The sequence below is a fragment of the Sabulibacter ruber genome (assembly GCF_017355955.1).
GTDB classification, from domain to species: Bacteria; Bacteroidota; Bacteroidia; order Cytophagales; family Hymenobacteraceae; genus Nibribacter; species Nibribacter ruber_A.
Map to the genome: position 1 here is coordinate 903179 of NZ_JAFFID010000001.1, position 17984 is coordinate 921162.

The following is a 17984-nucleotide window of genomic DNA, read 5'->3' on the forward strand; positions in this document are numbered from 1 at the left end:
CATTCCCCCCTATGGAACCCGCGGTAAAGCTCCTGATTGTTGACGATGATGAAGTAGACCGAATGATCATTAAACGGTCTCTGCGTACCGCCCAGGTAGAAGCCTCTGTGAAAACCGCCACCCTGGGAGCAGAAGCCCTGGAAACCCTGGACCGCGAATCCTTTGATTTCATCTTCATTGATTTCATGTTGCCAGACATGAACGGGCTGGAACTGCTGCAGCAGATCAGGGAGAAAGGAATCACTACCCCGGTGCAGATTGTCACCTCGCAGGGCGATGAACGCATTGCCGTGGAAGCCATTAAAACGGGCGCTTCAGACTACCTGCCCAAAACTCTACTTACCCCAGAGGGCATCTCGCAAAGTATCAGAACCGCCATCCGCCTGCACAAGATTGAGCAGGAACGGCTGCAGACGCAGGAGCAACTGGCGGGCACCCAGAAACAACTGGAGACGGTAATCAACGGGGCGCCTATCATCCTGTGGGCCGCTGACCAGAACGGAACCTTTACCATGGCACGGGGCAAAGGCCTGTCGCTCATTGGCAAGGAAGAAGCCCAATCGGTGGGTTCCTCCGTCTTTGACTTGTACGAAGACTATCCTGCGGTTATCACCTGCGTCAAGCGCACCTTGAAAGGCCATCAGTCTAAATGTACGGTCAACATACAGGGCGTTTGGTTTGATTGCCTATTTCTACCCTTGGTAAACGCCAACGGCAAACCTAACGGAGTAATTGGGGTATCTTATGACATCACCGAGCGCATCCTGATTGAAGAGGAGCTGAAGAAAGCCAAAGACGAGGCCCTCAGCATGGCCCAGGTGAAAGAGCAGTTCCTGGCCAACATGAGCCACGAGATCAGGACACCCATGAACGGAATCTTGGGTTTAACCGAGGTTTTGGCCAAAACACCTCTGAACGAGAACCAGCGGGAGTTCCTGCGGGGCATCCATACCTCCGCCAACAACCTCATGGTGATCATCAATGACCTGCTGGATTTCTCTAAAATTGAGGCCGGCAAGATCACTTTTGAGATCATTCCCTTTGACATCCGCCAGCTGGTAAAACAGATTCTGGATATCCTGGAAATAAGAGCCAAGGAACGGAAGAACTCCCTGAAACTTCTTTTTGATGCCGAAATCCCGGAGTTTGTGGAGGGAGATCCTTTCCGGTTGAGTCAGATCCTGAATAACTTGTTGGGTAACGCTATCAAGTTCACTGAGAGCGGCTCGGTAAGGCTGAATATTGAGGTATTGGCCCAGGAGGGAGACGAGTTGCAATTGGAATTCACCGTAAAGGATACCGGCATCGGGATTCCTGCCGAGAAACTGGACACCATCTTTGAGAAGTTTACCCAAGGCAGCAGCGACACCACCCGAAAATTTGGGGGAACCGGTCTGGGTTTATCCATCGCGAAAGAACTGGTAGAGGCCCAAGGAGGCACCATCTCGGTGCAAAGCGAGCTGGGCAAAGGCAGCACGTTCTGTTTTGTGCTTCCTTTCAAGAAAATAGCCGGAAAACCAGAGCAAAGTAATACCGCTTCTTCCCTGCCGGACCAGAACACCCAGGTACTGCAGAACGCCCGTATTCTACTGGTGGAAGACAATTCCATTAACCAGATGCTGGTGAACAAAGTGCTGCGCGACCATGAAGTGGAAGTGTCCATGGCCAACAACGGCCGGGAAGCATTGGAAATCCTGAACCAGCAGGACTTTGACCTCATCCTGATGGACATGCAAATGCCCGAGATGGACGGGTATGAAGCCATGCAGTTCATCCGCCAGGACATGCCCCACCTGCGGGATATTCCAATTATAGCCTTGACGGCCCATGCCTCACAGGGGGAAATCAAGAAATGCCTGGCAGCCGGGGCTACCTCCTATATCTCCAAGCCCTTCAAGGCCGAGGATCTGGTAAAGGGCATCACGGCCCTGCTCCAAAACAAACCCGTTGGTGCTCCTACAAATAATTCGGGCGCTACAGATGAGTCCTTTGAGGTGGATCTAACTTACCTGGAAAACTTCGCCAGCGGCAATATTGAGTTCATGCAGGACATTCTGCGGTTGTTCATTGAACAGACTCCTGGCCTGGTACAGGAAATGACCCGGGCGGTTTCCGTATCAAACTGGACCGAGACCAGGACCATCGCGCATAAGATCAAACCCTCGCTTTCCCTGGTGGGCATCAGGAAGTTGGAAGAGCTGAACTCCACCATTGAACAATGGGCCTTGAACCGCACCAACACCGAGAAACTGCCCACGCTGGTGCAGCAGCTGGTAACCATGGTGGCGCAGTCTATCCCGCAACTACAGAAAGAACTGGATAAACTCACCGTCAAACAAACCTGAGAGGAACTTCCATTTTCTGCCCGTTTTTTCCAGAACAAGCCTGAAACAGTTTCTCACCTTTTAACTTCTTGGCCATGCACCCTCAACTAAGCAACTTATTTGAGCAACTGGAGCAGCAAAGGACTATCTACTGTGCATGGGTGGAGAAAGCGCCGGATGCCCAAAGGTACTCCAAGCCAGCGCCTGACCAATGGTCGGCGGCCCAGGTGTTGTATCATTTAGCGCAGGTAGACCTGCAGGTGGTGACCAGTTTAGAGAAAAAACTAAGTAGCGGCAAAGAACTGAAACCCCTGCGGTGGATCACCCGGTTCAGGGCTTTCCTGCTCAATCTGTTTCTAAGGCTGCCGCTCAAGTTCAAGGCACCACCAGCAGTACGCGAAGTACCAGACGAGGTGCAGATACTCCAGGTGATCCAGACTTGGGCCGATACCAGAAAGAAACTTCAGGGCATTCTCTCCAATTTACCCGGAAATCAGCTCCAGAAAGAGATCTTTTTTCATCCCAGGGCGGGCATGCTTACCTTACCTCAGACCCTGCACTTCATGAAAGAACATACCTCACACCACCATCGGCAGCTAAAAAGGCTTCTTTCTTAAGGCACCCTTCTTATCTTTGCAGCCCTTTTGCCGTAAAAAAGGGCTGTTTAGTTTTTATTACTGTTCCCTCCCATGTCTGATACGAATACCTCCAGAGAAAACTTCATGCGCGAAGCCATCAGGCTCTCCATTGAGAAAATGAAAGAAGGAAAAGGAGGCCCCTTTGGTGCCGTGGTGGTGAAAGACGGAGAAATCATTGCCCGCGGATTCAATAACGTAACCTCCAGCAATGACCCTACCGCCCATGCAGAAGTGGACGCCATCCGGAAAGCCTGCCAGACTTTAGGCACTTTCCAGCTCAGCGGCTGTGAGCTTTACACCAGCTGCGAACCCTGCCCTATGTGTTTAGGTGCCATTTACTGGGCGCGCCCCGATAAAGTATACTATGGCAACACCAAGGCAGATGCCGCGGCCATCGGGTTTGATGATGCTTTCATCTATGAAGAACTGGAACTGCCCCTGCATTCCCGTTCTTTACCCATGGAACAGATGTTGCGGGAAGAGGCGCTGGAAGGATTCAGAGAATGGGAAAGGCACGAAGGCAAAACCGAATACTAACTCTGTTTTAGCATCCTTTTCATATTTCAGGTGAAAAACACAGCAGCCTCGCTCTTGGAGCGAGGCTGCTGTGTTTTTAAGGCAACCGGACCAGAAAAGGCTTCATTCTTTCAGGCTTATTTTCTGAAAACAGGTTTAAAACCAGCGTTACCGCGGAGGGTAAATCTTAAACTCACCGCCGCAGTGCAGCAAACTCATCAGGTAGAGCAAACCGCCATAGTATCGTTCCCCTTCATTCTGCGGCACAGACAAATTCCAGAGTTCCTCCACAAACGCCCGGGCTCCCGAGTGGTTGGCCGCTAGACTAGCCACGGCGTTGGTAGAAACCAGGCCGGCAGCATGACTGGGGTTCACCAGTTTTCCGTCCAGCGTGTAGATGTTGCCGTACTTAGTGATTCCATGGGCGGTGAAAAAGGACTGGATTCTGTTGCTGAGTTCCTGTTCCCGTGGGTCTTTCTGCCACCAGGCCCAGTCTACACTCCAGTTCATGGCCGTGCGCCAGGAGTCATAGGCAAAGTGGTGCGAGTTAGGATTGAATGGCGTAGTCACCGGCTTTCCGTCAAAATGGGCGTAATCTGGGGCCAGCCCCGTGACCGGATGCGTGGTTTTCTGGAAAAAAGCCCTACTGGTATCGGCGGCGGCTTTCCAGAAACTGCGGTCAGGCTCAGGTCCCCAGAGTGCCCACAGCTCATAAAACGCCGGCAAATGGTAAGAAGGATCGGTGAATTTGCGGCCCTGGTTGGTGGGCACAAACAGAATCATCTTATGATCCTCGTTCACCATAGGCCCGGAGGTCTGTGGCCCGAACTTGGTGGTACCCGAGGTCTCCGGGTGGTGCCGCATGGCAGTCAGGATCTTATCGGCCCAGGCTTTGTAGTTGTAGATTCCTTCGCCGTTGCCCCAGCGGCCAGAGGCAAAATACAGCGCCATTACAAAATATTCTTCCCCATCCGGCGCGGGACCTTCTGAGTTGCGCTTGCCATCTGGTTTAGTAGACCAGGCAAAATACCCTTCCGAGGGATGGCCTTTTTGGTCTATGTACATGTGCGTGATGGCGTAGTTCCAGAGTGCGTCAAATTCGGCTTTCTTGTCCAGTTGCACTGAGATCATCATGCCGTACGACATGCCTTCGCTGCGCACGTCTTTGTTGTACACGTCATAGATGTAGGCCAAAGGACCACGCTCGTTCTTTCCGCCTGAAAAATAAATAGCCTGCGTAGCAGAGTCGCCCTGGAACAACTGCTGGTAGGCTTTGTCTATCTTAGTTTTCACCTCCGCCTCAGAATGTCCGTTTTCTTTAAAAAGATTCCGGTACTTTTTGGTGGCATAGGCTCCCTTGCCCTTTCCCGCTTTCACGGTTTGGTTTGGCTCATTGGTGGTATTTGCCTGCGGCGCACAGGACCAAACAGAGCCAAACAGGACACAACCTAACACATAAGGTAAAATGGTTCTCACGGAAGACCGAACCAACGGTGTTTCGTTCATAGCTAGGATAAAGATTAAAGCGCTTAGGGAGATAAGATAGGCAATTCTTTGGAAACTGATTTCAGGCCCACACCAGATTCAGGCCCATTTTCCTGAAAACAGGCCCAAAACATAAAGGCCCGAACCTAATTGGCTCGGGCCTTTCCAATATTTACGTTGGCTGATCTTCAGACAACCAACTATGAACAATCAACAATCAATTACCGGCGTCCCATCATGCTGCCCAGCTTGGCCAGACCGCCTTTGGTGCTCGCCATTTTGTTCATGCTGCGCATCATCTTACGCATGTCATTGAACTGTTTCATGAGGTTATTCACCTGCTGAATGCTGGTTCCTGAACCTTTCGCAATGCGGTTACGACGGCTGCCGCTGATCATGTCTGGGTTCTGACGCTCTTCTTTGGTCATGGACTTGATGATGGCCTCAATTGGTTTGAAAGCGCTTTCGTCAATCTCCACGTCTTTCAGCATTTTGCTCACGCCCGGGATCATGCCCACCAGGTCTTTGATATCACCCATCCGCTTGATCTGCTCCAACTGAGACAGGAAGTCATCAAAGTTGAACTGGTTTTTGCGGATGTTTTTGTTGATACGCTTGGCTTCTTCCTCGTCAAAGGTTTGCTGCGCGCGCTCCACCAGGGAGATTACGTCACCCATACCCAGGATACGCTGAGCCATCCGGTCTGGGTAGAACAGGTCCAGGGCCTCCATTTTCTCACCGGTAGAGATGAATTTGATAGGCTTCTCTACTACGGCTCTGATGGAAAGGGCGGCTCCACCACGAGAGTCACCGTCCAGTTTGGTCAACACCACGCCGTCAAAGTTGATGCGGTCGTTGAAAGCTTTGGCGGTGTTCACGGCATCTTGTCCGGTCATGGAGTCTACCACAAACAAAGTCTCAGTAGGCTTAATGGCCTCTTTGATGTTGTAGATCTCTTGCATCATTTCCTCGTCCACGGCCAAACGACCGGCGGTGTCAATGATGACAACTTTCTTGCCGGTTTTCTTGGCGTGATCAACGGCGTTCTTGGCAATCTGCACCGGGTCTTTTGACTCACGCTCGGCGTAGAATTCCACGCCCACCTGGTCGGCCAGTACGTTCAGCTGGTCAATCGCGGCGGGGCGGTACACGTCGCAGGCAGCCACCATTACGCCTTTTCCTTGTCTTTTCAGGAAATTAGCCAGTTTTCCGGTAAAGGTGGTTTTACCTGAACCTTGCAGACCGGCAATCAGCACAATAGCCGGAGAGCCGTTGATGTTGATGTCTTTCTTCTCGCCACCCATTAACTCGGTGAGTTCTTCGTGCACGATCTTCACCATCAACTGACCCGGAGAAACCGCAATCAATACATCACGGCCCATGGCTTCGTCCTTGATCTTATCGGTCACGGTTTTAGCCACCTTGTAGTTCACGTCGGCATCTACCAGGGCACGGCGCACTTCCTTGATGGTTTGGGCAACGTTGATCTCGGTGATGCTGCCTTGGCCTTTCAGGGTCTTGAAGGCGCGGTCCAGCTTGGTACTTAAATTCTCAAACATGTGGGATATATGACTGAGTTATATGAATTTCAATGAATGATAAAGACAAAAATAAGCAGAATTTACGGAAGTTCACCATCTTTTAACCAGAGGTACGTATATTCGGACTTAACTATACAGTTAGTGAGCGTAATTCTGTTTTTCTGCCGTTTTAGCTAAAACAACCCAGAAACGGTTTCCGTTCGCTCTATTGATTTATTACCTGTAGCCTGAATGTCTTTGAAATCATCCAGTACCTCTACTTCCCACAACGCTCTTCTGATCACGTATTACTGGCCTCCCAGCGGAGGAGCCGGGGTGCAGCGCTGCCTTAAGTTTGTAAAGCACCTGCCCGAGTTTGGCGTGCAGCCCACCGTGATCACGGTAGATGCCCGGCAGGCCTCTTACCCGGTGCTGGACCAGACTTTGCTGGCGGAGGTACCACAGGATGTGCGCGTGATCCGGACTTCTACCCGCGAGCCGTTTGAGTTTTACAAGAAAATTACGGGCAAGAAAGACATTCCGTTTGGCGGTTTTGCCAACACCGGCCAGGAAACCTGGAAACAGAAGCTGTTCAAGTTCCTGCGCGGCAACCTGTTCATTCCTGATCCGCGGGTGGGCTGGAACCGCTTCGCCTTCGCGGCCGCGCACAAGGTTATCAAAGAACAGCAGATCAAAGCCATTGTCACCTCCAGCCCGCCCCACTCCACGCAGCTCATCGGGCTGAAGCTGAAAAAGAAGCTCGGAATCAGGTGGATTGCCGACATGCGCGACCCCTGGACCGACATTTACTATTACCAGGACCTGAACCACACCGCCCTGGCCCAGAAGCTGGACGCCAAACTGGAGCGGGAAGTATTAGAGCACGCCGATGAAGTACTGGTGGTTTCTGAGGACATGAAGCGCCTGTTCCTGAACAAGTCTGCGGCCATTGACCCCAGGAAAATCCACGTGATCCCGAACGGGTACGATGAGGCCGATTTCGTGCATCCCTCCAATCCTTCTAAGGAGGAGTTTGTGATCACGTACACCGGCACAATCACCGAAGCGTACAACGTGATCGGGTTCTTTCAGGCGCTTTGCGAAACCATGACCCGCAACCCGCTTATGCGCTACAAACTCCGGTTTGTGGGCAAAGTCTCCGCCGAGATCAGGCGGCAGATTGAGGAAGCCGGTTTGCCTTTGATCACCGAGTACATTGACTACGTGCCGCACGATGAGTCCATCAAGTACCTCATGTCCAGCACGGTTCTGTTCATGGCCATCCCAGACGTGCCCAACAACCACGGAATCCTGACGGGGAAATTGTTTGAGTACCTGGCCTCCAACAAACCCATTATCTGCATTGGTCCCATCCACGGCGATGCCGATAAAATCCTGGATGAATGCGGCGCCGGCCGGGTGTTCCACTACAGCGGCGTGGATCTCATGCTGGATTACCTCATGCAGCTGAGCAAAACCTGGAAAATCAATACCAACCTGGATCTGCCCATCATCAACTACACCCAATACTCGCGCCGCTCCTTAACCGAGCAACTGGCGAAGCTGATTGTGAAGTAAACTTCCTGCCTTTTGGGGCTACTTTTCAGAAATTAGCCCTGAAAGGCTTCTAAATTCTGGTCTGTGCAGCTCCTTTTTGACTATGTGCTTTTCCATTTTAAGCGGGTGTACCAACTGCCGGAACCGCTGGAAATCAGCTATGGCCTGGACGGGAGCAGCCGCGTTCAGATCATAAATTCGCCCGGCGAATTCTTTGCGCAGAAGAACCCACAGCCAGAAAACCTGATCTGTAAAGACTGGCAAGGCACGTCTCTCCCCCTGTTCTTTGACGCTTCTCCAGAAAAGGAATGGTTTACCTTAACCGAGCGCGGAACGGTGGTGGTGCACTATGACCTGGTGGCCTCGGCTTTTTACCTCTTGAGCGGATGGCAGGAATACCACAGCTCCGTGCGTGACCAGTTCGGGCGGTTTCCATTTGCGGCCTCGGTGCAGGCCAAGCACGGGTTCATTACCCAGCCCATCGTCAACTACTATTTTGAAGTATTACGAGCAGCAGTAGAATTGGCGTACGGAAAGCCCATCACGTTCAGAACCTGGCATGGGAAACCGTTTGCCACCTGCCTCACCCATGACATTGATTACTGCCAGAGTGCCTGGAAAGTAGCCGGCAAACCTGCCCTCTTAAAAGGCAACATCGGCTTGTTTCTGGAATTGGCGGTCCAAAAAGTCTTGATGGAGGATGCCTGGTTTAACCTGCCCCAGGTAGAAAAGGAACTGGATCGCCTGCAAGCCAAAAGCACGTTCTTCTTTCTGGCCGAAAAAGCTGAGCACCAGGGCCACCCCAACGCCGATTATAACCTGCTTTCGCCAAAACTGCAGCAAGAAGTGAAGCGTCTACGGGCAAATGGGCATGAACTGGCGATCCATGGTAGCCATGGCACAGGAACCAACGCCCGGCAATTGCAGGCAGAGCGGGAGAAAATGCCCTCTCCCATTCCCGGGAACCGCTTCCACTACCTTCGGTTTGATCCGGTACAAACTCCGGAGTTACTGCAGGAACTCGGCTTCCGGTATGACAGTACTCTGGGGTTTCCTGAGCACTATGGTTTCCGGCACAGCTATTGCCACCCTTTCCGGTTGTTTGATTTTCGATCAAGGCAGATGACCCAGGTGTGGGAAATGCCTTTAAATCTAATGGATGTAACCCTGAATCACCCCAAGTATTTACAGTTGACACCTGCCCAGGTAATGCCTGCCATCACGCCCATGCTGCAGGAGATCATCCGGTTTCATGGGGTTTTCACCCTGCTGTGGCACAACGAGAACTTTACGCCCTATGGCATGGCTGGCGGTTTGCGGATGTTCCAGGACATCACGCAGTTCCTGCAGCGCCAGCAAACCTCTTTTCTGACCATTTCCGAGGCGCTGAACCACCTAGACTGAGATCAGGTTCTCCGGCATTTTTCGGGTACATAGCATAACCCACGGCAGAAGCTATTAATTTTGCGTTTCGGGCCGAGGCGGTTTTCGTCCTTTTTTCCGGAAAACCGCCCCAAAACGCCGCACGCACTCCATGGATGTCATCCGCAAGCAGAGTTACCTGAACACCATCATCTCCACTGTGGGCATGGTAGTAGGGTATCTGAATACCGTTTTAGTTCTTCCTTATTTCCTCGCCGATCCGGACAAAGTGGGGCTTACCCGTTTCCTGCTGAGCGTTTCGCCGGTGTTTGCGCAGTTTGCCGCGCTTGGCTTCACCAACACCAGCGCCCGGTTCTTCCCTTACTTCCGCGACCGCGATAAACAGCACAACGGTTTCCTGTTCCTCATGCTGGCTATTCCCATGCTGGGGTTTGCCGTGGTCACGGTACTGTTCCTGCTGCTGAAACCGGCGGTGTTTGACTTGTACCGGGTTACCTCTCCGTTGGCGGTAGACTATTACTACTATATTATTCCGCTCAGCTTTTTCACGCTCCTGTTTCTGTTGCTGGATGCCTACCTGCGGTCACTCTACAAAACCATTGTGCAGACCTTTCTGCAGGATTTTCTGGTGCGGGTTTTCACCATGGCCTGCGCTGCGCTCTTTTACTGGGGCGTGATTGACTTTCAGTGGTTCGTGATCCTGTTTATTGCCGCCAACTCCAGTACCGCCCTTATCTGCATTGTTTACCTGCTGTGGCTGCGGCAGTTTTTTGTGCGCCCCGGGCGGAACATGTTCCAGATTGTGCCCATCAAGGAAGTGGTGCAGTACGGCCTGTATGCGTTCCTGGGCAATATTTCCGGCACCATCATCGCCTTCACTGATACCGCCATGATCATGGCTTATGACGGACTTTCTGATGTAGCCTACTACACCACCGGTTACTTCATTACCAGCGCCATTCTGGTGCCGTACCGCTCCATGAACAAGATTTTGAGTCCGCAAGTGGCTGATCTGTTCAAGCAGAAAGATATGCCTGCCTTGGCCAGGCTTTACAAGAACATGACGCGCGTGAACCTGCTTATTGGCTTGCTGCTGTTCCTGGGAATCTGGTGCAACGTAGACAATATCTTCGCCTTGATGCCGCCGGAATACAGCGCCGGTCGGTACGTGATTCTGTTCATGGGCATCGCCCGCATCTTTGAGTTGGCCACCGGCCTGAACGCCATGATCCTGGTGACCTCCCACAAATACCGCTACGATCTTATTTTGAACATCCTGATGGTGGCCTTGGTCATCTTCACCAATTACCTGCTCATCCCGCCCTACGGCATCAGCGGAGCGGCATTCGCCTCCATGCTGGTGTTCATCTTTATCAACATCTTCCGGGTGGCGTTTGTGGGCTACTTTTTCAAAATGCAGCCTTTTGGGTGGGATTCACTACTGCTTCTGCTGATTGCCGGAGCCGCCTACCTGGCTTCCTGGCTGCTGCCCAGAATGGACGTGCTGTTGCTGGACATTGCCGTGCGGTCTTCGTTGATCACCGCCGTGTACGGAGGCCTGGCCATCGGGCTGAAAGTATCACCGGAGCTGAACAATGGCATTAAGAAGACACTGCTGCGTTTTGGCTTAACAAAGACAAATTGGCTCTAGTTAGTTCTACCCTCGCTCGCCTCCGGCGAGTGTGAGTTACCTGCGGCCTCTGGCCGCTTCTTACATTTTGAAGAGCAGAAATCAATACTATCGGCCAAAGTAAGCTACCACTCGCCTATGTGGAGCGAGGAACGTATCCAATTTAGCTTAAAGGCTTTTCAATAAAAGCAGTAACTCCTGCTCTCTTCTTTCCTCAGGATAGTTCTCTGCCATAATTGTGCGGGCATGCTGCCCCATCTGCCGGAGATTAGTGGCAGCCATAGCCTGCCTTACCACTTGCTCCAGCATTTCAACCTTCCGCTCTTTCAGCACGAAGCCGCTGCTGCCAATCAGATCAGGCATGGCGGCCACCTGGCTTACTACCGGTACGCAGCCGCACAGCATACTCTCACTTAAGGCGTTCGGGAAGCCTTCTGACATGGAAAGCTGCATGTAAAACGTGTGGGCACTGTAAATGCCTTTCAGATCAGCCAAGGGCATCTTGGGGAGCAGCTTCACGTTGGCCGCTTGGTTGGGGAATTTGAAGCTGTCTGGCGCTCCTACAATGGTGAACGTAGCCTCAGGCACCAGATGCGCCACTTCCAGAATCAAATCCACGCCTTTTAACCGCTGGGTGAAGCGCATGTTCAGACCGGCGCAGACCGTCAGGAAAGAATTAGGCTGCCTTACTACCGCTGGGTCTGGCTGCCAGAACGAGGCATCATAGCCGTTGTAGACAACTGTGTGCGGCGTCTTCAGGTCAGGGCAGTGGAAACGGAATCCCTGGTGCAGGAAATCGTTGGGTTGATAAGTATAATCCTGCCAGACCAGTTTCTCGTGCACCGGCGCGATGTGTGCAGCCAACTGGTATGACCAGCGGGCAAACCTCCCCAGAATAGGATTAGTGAACACCCCGTAACCGATGCTGGGGAAAGAAACGCAGTCGGTGCCGCCGGCTACAATGAGGCAGGGTTTTCGGGCTAGTTTCCCGAAAAGAGCCGGAAAAAAGGAATGATACCCGGCAAACATGACCACCAAGGCTTTGGCTTGCCAGATGTGACTCAATAAAAAGAAAAATTGCCCCAACCAGACCAACGGCGTTTGCCATTTCTTAGCGGGCAGAAAACCCTGGTGGCGTACTTCATACTGTTGTTCCATCAGCCGCAAGTCCTTCACCACGAAGGAAGACTGGGCCGGATAGAAATAAAGCAGAACGGGTTTACGCGCGGACATGGAAAAACAGGCTTAAAACGCTACAGCCACTTGGAGGACAGGTCCTGCAGTTTCAGGTCTACTTTAGACTTAGGCTGCACATTCTCCGGCACCAGACGCTGTTTCAGGATAATCCACTGGTAATCTTCTACCTGCGAGAACAGCGAGTAGCTTTCCAGTTTGTGCAGGTACAGTCCGGCCGCGTAGGTGTTGCGCAGCAGTTCATCGGTATGGATGGGCTGGTCAATTACCTGCAGTAACTCCGGCTGATGCTCGCGCACCCAGGTCAGGTACAGCGGGTGCGGGATGTTGATGGCGACCACCGAGTTCTTGTGCAGATGGCGGGCAATCACCTGAAACAGGTTGGGGTGTTGTTCCAACGGAATGTGCTCAATCACATCGGGCAACACCACAAAGTCGAATTTCTCTGGCCGTTGAAAATCGGTCATATCCGTTATCCCAAACTCCACGTGGTTAAACTGCTGGTTGAACCGGCGGGCCATCTCAATACTTTTCGGGCTTATGTCTACGGCCAGAACCTTCCCCTGCGGGGTGGCTTTTGCCAGCAGGTGCGTCACCGTGCCAATGCCGCAGCCAATCTCCAGCACTTTAGAATCAGCCTTGAGGCCCGCTTCCTTCAGGTTCTTCAGGATGGTCCGGTGCCGGATGTGGATGCCTTTCCTGAACTGCTGTTCGGTATAGTCGTCGTAAAAATCAGAAACGCTCATTTTTTTAATTAGGAATTAAGAATTGGGAATTAGGAATTAATTTAAGGATGTAAGGAAAAGAATTTGAAAAGAGGCTTAGACTACACTCCCCCCCAAATTTTTAATTCCTAATTCTCAATTCTTAATTCCTTTTAAGGCGTAAATGCGTTCAATGATCTCCACCACTTTGAGGCCTTCCAGGGCATTGGTGGTGGCGAAAGTTTTGCCTTTTAGCGTGTCAATCACGTTCTCGAAGATGAAGTGGTGGTTGGCGGCGCTGCCTTTATAGTGGCCGTAGTCGTTGGCGGGGCTGCTGGGCGGAAGCTCCGGCATCACGTAGTCTTGCACGTGGCAGTACTCCACCTCGTTCATGTATTGACCGCCCACCTTAATGCTGCCCTTCTCCCCGATGATGGTCATGCTGCTTTCCAGATTCGTGTCCCACACGGCGGTGGAATAGTTGAGCGTACCGGCGCCGCCGTTCATGAAGTCAAAGTGGATAAGGCCGCTGTCTTCAAAACCGGTGAGGTGCTGGTGGTTGAAATCCATGAACCGGCCGCTGATGTTCTTGATGTCCCCGAAGAGCCAGTACATAATATCAATGAAGTGGCTGAACTGGGTGAACAGCGTACCGCCATCCAATGCCTGATTGCCTTTCCAGGTACCGGGCTTGTAGTAGCGATCGTCCCGGTTCCAGTAGCAGTTGATCTGCACCAGGAAAATCTGGCCGAGGCGCTTCTCCATGATCATCTCTTTCAGCCACAAAGAAGGCGGGCTGTAGCGGTTCTGCATCACGCAGAAGACCAGTTTAGAGGTCTGCAGCGATTTGTAAATGATGCGCTCACAATCGGCTTTGGTCAGGGCCATCGGCTTTTCGCAGACCACATGACAACCGTTCTCCAGGGCCAGCATGGCCTGCTCGGCATGGAACCCGTTGGGCGTACACACGCAAATGACATCGGCCTTAGGCCCGGAGGCCAGGTATTCTTCCATACTGGTGAAGAATGGAACTCCAAAGGGTTCCACTTCATCCAAACGATTAGGGTCGGTGTCCACCATGGCCACTAACTCTCCCTCCGGGTGACGCTGCACCATGGTGGCGTGGCGCTTACCAATGTGGCCCGCGCCTATTACGGCAAACTTTATCTTTTCTGACATCTAGTGTCTTGTATGCGTTTTAACCTTGCTTTCTGAAAATCAACCCAGAAACAAGAAGGCTTCTATTCTTTAACTATTTCGATGTTTCCTCTGGCACTACCCTCTTCGCCCTTGTTGGTGATAACACCAACAAGCACAACTTCTTCACCCTTGGAAAAAGCTGACCACCGCTTCCGCGATGTAGGTCTGCTGCTCTTCAGAAAGCTCCGTGTGCATGGGCAGGGAAATAACCTTGCCGCAGAGTTCCTCAGAAACCGGGAAATCGCCGGCTTTGTAGCCCAGGTACGCATAGGCCTCGTGCAGGTGCAACGGCACCGGGTAGTACACCATGCTGGGGATTCCCTTTTCCTGCAGATAAGCTTTGAGGGCATCGCGTTTATCGGCGGGAACCTGCAGGGTGTATTGGTGAAACACGTGGCTGCTGTACGGTGCCAGCGTTGGGATTTTGATCTGCTCCACTTTCGCGAAATGCGCGTCATACGCCGCCGCCGCTTTCTGCCGACGCAAGATAAAATCATCCAGTTGGGTGAGTTTCACGTCCAGCAAAGCAGCCTGCAAAGTATCTAATCGGGAGTTGACGCCCACGCGGGAGTAATGGTATTTCTTGTGCTGCCCGTGGTTGGCAATCTGCTGTAAAGTGGTGGCCAGTTCCTCGTCCTGGGTGAAGATAGCGCCCCCATCGCCCATGCAGCCCAGGTTCTTGGACGGGAAAAACGACGTGGTGCCGATGTGCCCGATGGTTCCGGCAAACGAGGTTCCGCCCTCAGCGTCTACGTACTGCGCCCCAATGGCCTGGGCGTTGTCTTCAATCACGAACAGTTCCTGCGCAATAGCCAGGTCCATGATCTCCTCCATGGGAGCGCATTGTCCGAACAAGTGTACCGGCATAATGGCTACCGTTTTCTCGGTGACAGCCGCCCGTGCTTTGGCCGGATCAATACAAAACGTATCTGGCAGCACGTCTACAAACACCGGTTTAAGGCCCAGCAAGGCAATCACCTCGGCGGTAGCCACGTAGTTGAAGGCAGGCACAATCACTTCTCCCCCGGCGGGCAGATCCAAGGCCATTAAAGCGATTTGTAAGGCATCGGTGCCGTTGGCGCAGGGAATCACGTGGTTGACTTGAAGGTACTGAGCCAGGTTCTGGGCAAAGGTTTTCACCTGGGGTCCGTTGATGAAGGCGGTGCTGTCTACCACGGCTTGCATGGCAGCATCTATCTGCGGTTTCAGGCGCTGGTATTGACCTTTCAGGTCTACCATCTGGAGTTGGTTCATGGGAACAATCGAAAAGACAAATATAGGTTTTGTGAGGGGAACCGTATGCAAGTTGGCTGGAATATTCCCCGGCTTGCCTCAAACTCCTATTCAACCAAAATCATCTAAAAGTTCAATTAACATCTACCTCAACTTTATTGTAGGCTTTATATGAAACCTCTAAATACTAATTCCGTTTACTATATCCGAAGATTGTTTAGATTTTAAAAACAATTATAAGACTATGAAAATGTACAATAACTTAAAAAAACATACGCTGGTAATTGCGGCATCTTGCACGTTGGTTTTTGCGCAGTATGGTTGCAGCCGCACAGAAAGCGGCACTACTTCTACCGGGGTTTCCTCTACTGATGTTTCCGGCTCCACTATGGTGAATGACACGTATGGTCAAACAAACCAGAGCGCGGGAATGGCGGCTACTACTAGCACCAGCATGCATGGTTTAGATGAGAGCAAGATTCCGTCTTACACTGCCACCGACATCCGGCAGGCCTATGAAGAGTTTGTGGCCCACGTAGAAGCGCACAAAGCCGGTTTCAGCAACAATGACTGGGATACCGTAGAGAAATACTGGAACCAGTTAGATGACCGTAAAAACGCAATTCAGGACCAGTTGACCGACAAAGACAAGTGGGAAATAGGAAAAGCGAAAGCCAAGTACGTGGCCATGAAGAACGCCAACAAAGCGGGCAACACCGCCAGCAAAGTTGGTTCTGACCTGAAAGAAGTAGGCAAAGACGTTTCTAACAGCAAAGTAGGCGAAGCTACTAAGGAGGCTGGCAAAGACGTAGCTTCCGGGGCTAAGAAAGCCGGGAAAGCCGTAGGAAATACCGCTAAGAAAGCCGCCGAAAAAGTGGAGAAAGCCGTTGAAGACGATGATAGATAATATCGCTTCCTTTTTATACATGGAAAGCCTCTCCCTCTGGAGGGGCTTTTTTTTATGGGCTGATTTTAGCTCGTTCTCCCAGAAACTAGCCCAAAACGCTCTTATTTACTTAGGTACCTGGTAAGTAAAAGCAGGCGGTAAAGATCAAAAAGCCGCAGGTTAGGCTTCCTGGAAACCAGGTTCTTCTTCAGAAGGGGGAACAACCAATTGCTGTTCTCGAGCAGAAGCTTCTCCATCCCCATTTTTTTACACCTCGCATATAGTCTCATAAGCTTTGACTCGCTGCCAAGACCAAATTGCCTGTACAGGAGAACCAGGTTATGGATAGCCTGCTGGGTTTTCAAGAGGTAGATTTCGGCGGGTTCCAGGCCCAGGTGCCACACAGGGTTATTTATATGCGAAACAGGTGTTCCCTGCTGTTGCAGGCGCCAGGCGAATAGGGTGTCTTCGTGGCCGTATCCGCTGAGCTCATTTCTAGGAAAACAGGCTAGAAACACGTCTTTTGGCACCAGCAGGTTACTGGAGAACACGCGTTGGTACGGGGTCTTTTGCCGTTCATTAGCAGGAGCTTCTTCCCGGGCTTTCCCGTATTTCCAGCGCAGTTCAAGCCCTTCTAAAGCTTTTTCCTGGTAGGCAACTCCGCCAATAGTGACTCCTGCGCCAGCCTGGGTTAGGTACCGTTTCAGAAAATCAGGGCGAAAAGGCAGTACGTCATTGTCCAGGAACAAAAGGTGTGGGAAGCGGGCTTCTTCGGCTAAGCGGTGCCTGATCTGGGAGCGACCCACATTCACGGGGAGTGTTTGGTACTCCACTCCTGCCAAATTTTGCAGGGGTTGGTTTTGATGAAGAATCTCCGGGGAGGAACCGTCATCATACACCCTTACCTCAAAGGAAATGGGTAATGAACGTGCTTCCTGGAGCAGACGCTCTACCAGGCCAAGAACATTCTGGTTAAAAACAGGAATGAGAACGGAAATCTCAGAAACCATCTACCAGGGAGAACTCCTCACGGGCAGAATCCAGCACCCGGCCCCGTTCGCATTTCAGAATACGTCTTGGGTAGCGCTGCAGGATATGGTGGTTGTGGGTAGCCATCAAGACAGCGGTACCGCTGTTGTTGATCTCCTGGAAAAGGTCCATGATGCCTTGGGTCACATCGGGGTCCAGGTTACCAGTGGGCTCATCGGCGAACAAGATCACCGGTTCATTCAGAAGTGCCCGGGCAATCACTACCCGCTGTTGCTCGCCACCAGATAACTGGTGCGGCAACTTGTTCATGACGGCATCAAGCCCAACGCGCATGAGCACCTCAGAAATGCGGTTCTTGATACGGGACTTGTCGCTCCAGCCGGTGGCTTTGAGCACGAATTTCAAGTTATCGGCTACGGAACGGTCAAAGAGCAGCTGAAAGTCCTGGAACACGATACCAATTTTACGGCGCAGGAACGGAACCTGGCTCCAGGTAAGAGTATGGATGTTGAAGCCCGCCACCTGGGCCTGCCCTACTTTCAGGGGAAGATCGGCGTAAAGGGTTTTCAGCAGGGAGCTTTTACCGCTACCGGTACGGCCTACCAGGTACACAAACTCTCCTTTCTCAATAGAAAAGCTTACATCGCCCAAGACGGTGTTTACATCCTGAAAAATAGAAGCTTTCTGCAGCGTGACTACTGGGTTAGAAGAGAATTCCATAGCA

Annotated in this window: 15 protein-coding genes; 7 read left to right on the forward strand and 8 right to left on the reverse strand. The window is 51.9% G+C overall.

Features of this window, described 5'->3' with window-relative positions:
- Positions 1-11 precede the first annotated feature (11 nt).
- The 3 genes from JT719_RS03845 (at position 12) to JT719_RS03855 (ending at position 3499) form a co-directional block, all read left to right on the forward strand.
- On the forward strand, positions 12-2345 hold the full coding sequence (locus tag JT719_RS03845; RefSeq protein WP_207431181.1) for a hybrid sensor histidine kinase/response regulator: 2334 nt from the start codon (positions 12-14) through the stop codon (positions 2343-2345).
- A 74-nt stretch (positions 2346-2419) separates the two neighbouring features.
- On the forward strand, positions 2420-2941 hold the full coding sequence (locus JT719_RS03850; RefSeq protein ID WP_207431182.1) for a DinB family protein: 522 nt from the start codon (positions 2420-2422) through the stop codon (positions 2939-2941).
- Positions 2942-3013: 72 nt separating this feature from the next.
- The gene (locus tag JT719_RS03855; RefSeq protein WP_242693070.1) at positions 3014-3499 is read left to right on the forward strand and encodes a nucleoside deaminase; all 486 of its coding nucleotides are present in this window, start codon (positions 3014-3016) and stop codon (positions 3497-3499) included.
- Between the two features lie 147 nt (positions 3500-3646).
- Here JT719_RS03855 and JT719_RS03860 read toward each other — a convergent pair whose 3' ends face one another.
- Positions 3647-4984 (reverse strand): family 8 glycosyl hydrolase, encoded by a 1338-nt coding sequence (locus tag JT719_RS03860; RefSeq protein WP_207431183.1) that lies wholly within the window; start codon positions 4982-4984, stop codon positions 3647-3649.
- A 200-nt stretch (positions 4985-5184) separates the two neighbouring features.
- Positions 5185-6522 carry a signal recognition particle protein gene (gene ffh / locus JT719_RS03865; RefSeq protein WP_207431184.1) on the reverse strand — a complete coding sequence of 446 codons (1338 nt, stop codon included), beginning with the start codon at positions 6520-6522 and terminating at the stop codon, positions 5185-5187.
- 213 nt (positions 6523-6735) lie between these two features.
- Here ffh and JT719_RS03870 point away from each other — a divergent pair, with 213 nt between their 5' ends.
- The 3 genes from JT719_RS03870 (at position 6736) to JT719_RS03880 (ending at position 11074) form a co-directional block, all read left to right on the forward strand.
- Positions 6736-8061 (forward strand): glycosyltransferase family 4 protein, encoded by a 1326-nt coding sequence (locus tag JT719_RS03870; RefSeq protein WP_207431185.1) that lies wholly within the window; start codon positions 6736-6738, stop codon positions 8059-8061.
- A 63-nt stretch (positions 8062-8124) separates the two neighbouring features.
- A complete protein-coding gene (locus JT719_RS03875; protein ID WP_207431186.1) occupies positions 8125-9444 on the forward strand; it encodes a polysaccharide deacetylase family protein in 1320 nt (439 codons plus the stop codon).
- 130 nt (positions 9445-9574) lie between these two features.
- Complete coding sequence (locus tag JT719_RS03880) at positions 9575-11074, forward strand: lipopolysaccharide biosynthesis protein (protein ID WP_207431187.1); 1500 nt, start codon at positions 9575-9577, stop codon at positions 11072-11074.
- A gap of 147 nt (positions 11075-11221) precedes the next feature.
- Here JT719_RS03880 and JT719_RS03885 read toward each other — a convergent pair whose 3' ends face one another.
- From JT719_RS03885 to JT719_RS03900, 4 genes are all read right to left on the reverse strand, one after another.
- A complete protein-coding gene (locus JT719_RS03885) occupies positions 11222-12286 on the reverse strand; it encodes a glycosyltransferase family 4 protein (protein WP_207431188.1) in 1065 nt (354 codons plus the stop codon).
- Between the two features lie 20 nt (positions 12287-12306).
- Entirely contained in the window at positions 12307-12993 is a 687-nt protein-coding gene (locus JT719_RS03890; protein WP_207431189.1) for a class I SAM-dependent methyltransferase, read from the reverse strand.
- 114 nt (positions 12994-13107) lie between these two features.
- Entirely contained in the window at positions 13108-14130 is a 1023-nt protein-coding gene (locus tag JT719_RS03895; RefSeq protein ID WP_207431190.1) for a Gfo/Idh/MocA family protein, read from the reverse strand.
- Between the two features lie 144 nt (positions 14131-14274).
- Positions 14275-15405, reverse strand: coding sequence for a DegT/DnrJ/EryC1/StrS family aminotransferase (locus JT719_RS03900; RefSeq protein WP_207431191.1), 1131 nt, complete (start codon positions 15403-15405; stop codon positions 14275-14277).
- Positions 15406-15634: 229 nt separating this feature from the next.
- On the opposite strand from JT719_RS03900, the gene JT719_RS03905 reads away from it, so the two are divergent.
- A complete protein-coding gene (locus JT719_RS03905) occupies positions 15635-16291 on the forward strand; it encodes a DUF6565 domain-containing protein (RefSeq protein WP_207431192.1) in 657 nt (218 codons plus the stop codon).
- Positions 16292-16392: 101 nt separating this feature from the next.
- Here the strand turns inward: JT719_RS03905 and JT719_RS03910 are convergent, their stop codons facing one another.
- Both JT719_RS03910 and JT719_RS03915 read right to left on the reverse strand, forming a co-directional pair.
- On the reverse strand, positions 16393-17280 hold the full coding sequence (locus JT719_RS03910; protein WP_207431193.1) for a glycosyltransferase family 2 protein: 888 nt from the start codon (positions 17278-17280) through the stop codon (positions 16393-16395).
- Positions 17270-17980 (reverse strand): cell division ATP-binding protein FtsE, encoded by a 711-nt coding sequence (locus tag JT719_RS03915; RefSeq protein WP_207431194.1) that lies wholly within the window; start codon positions 17978-17980, stop codon positions 17270-17272. Before JT719_RS03915 ends, JT719_RS03910 begins: the two co-directional genes overlap by 11 nt.
- Between the last annotated feature and the right edge of the window lie 4 nt (positions 17981-17984).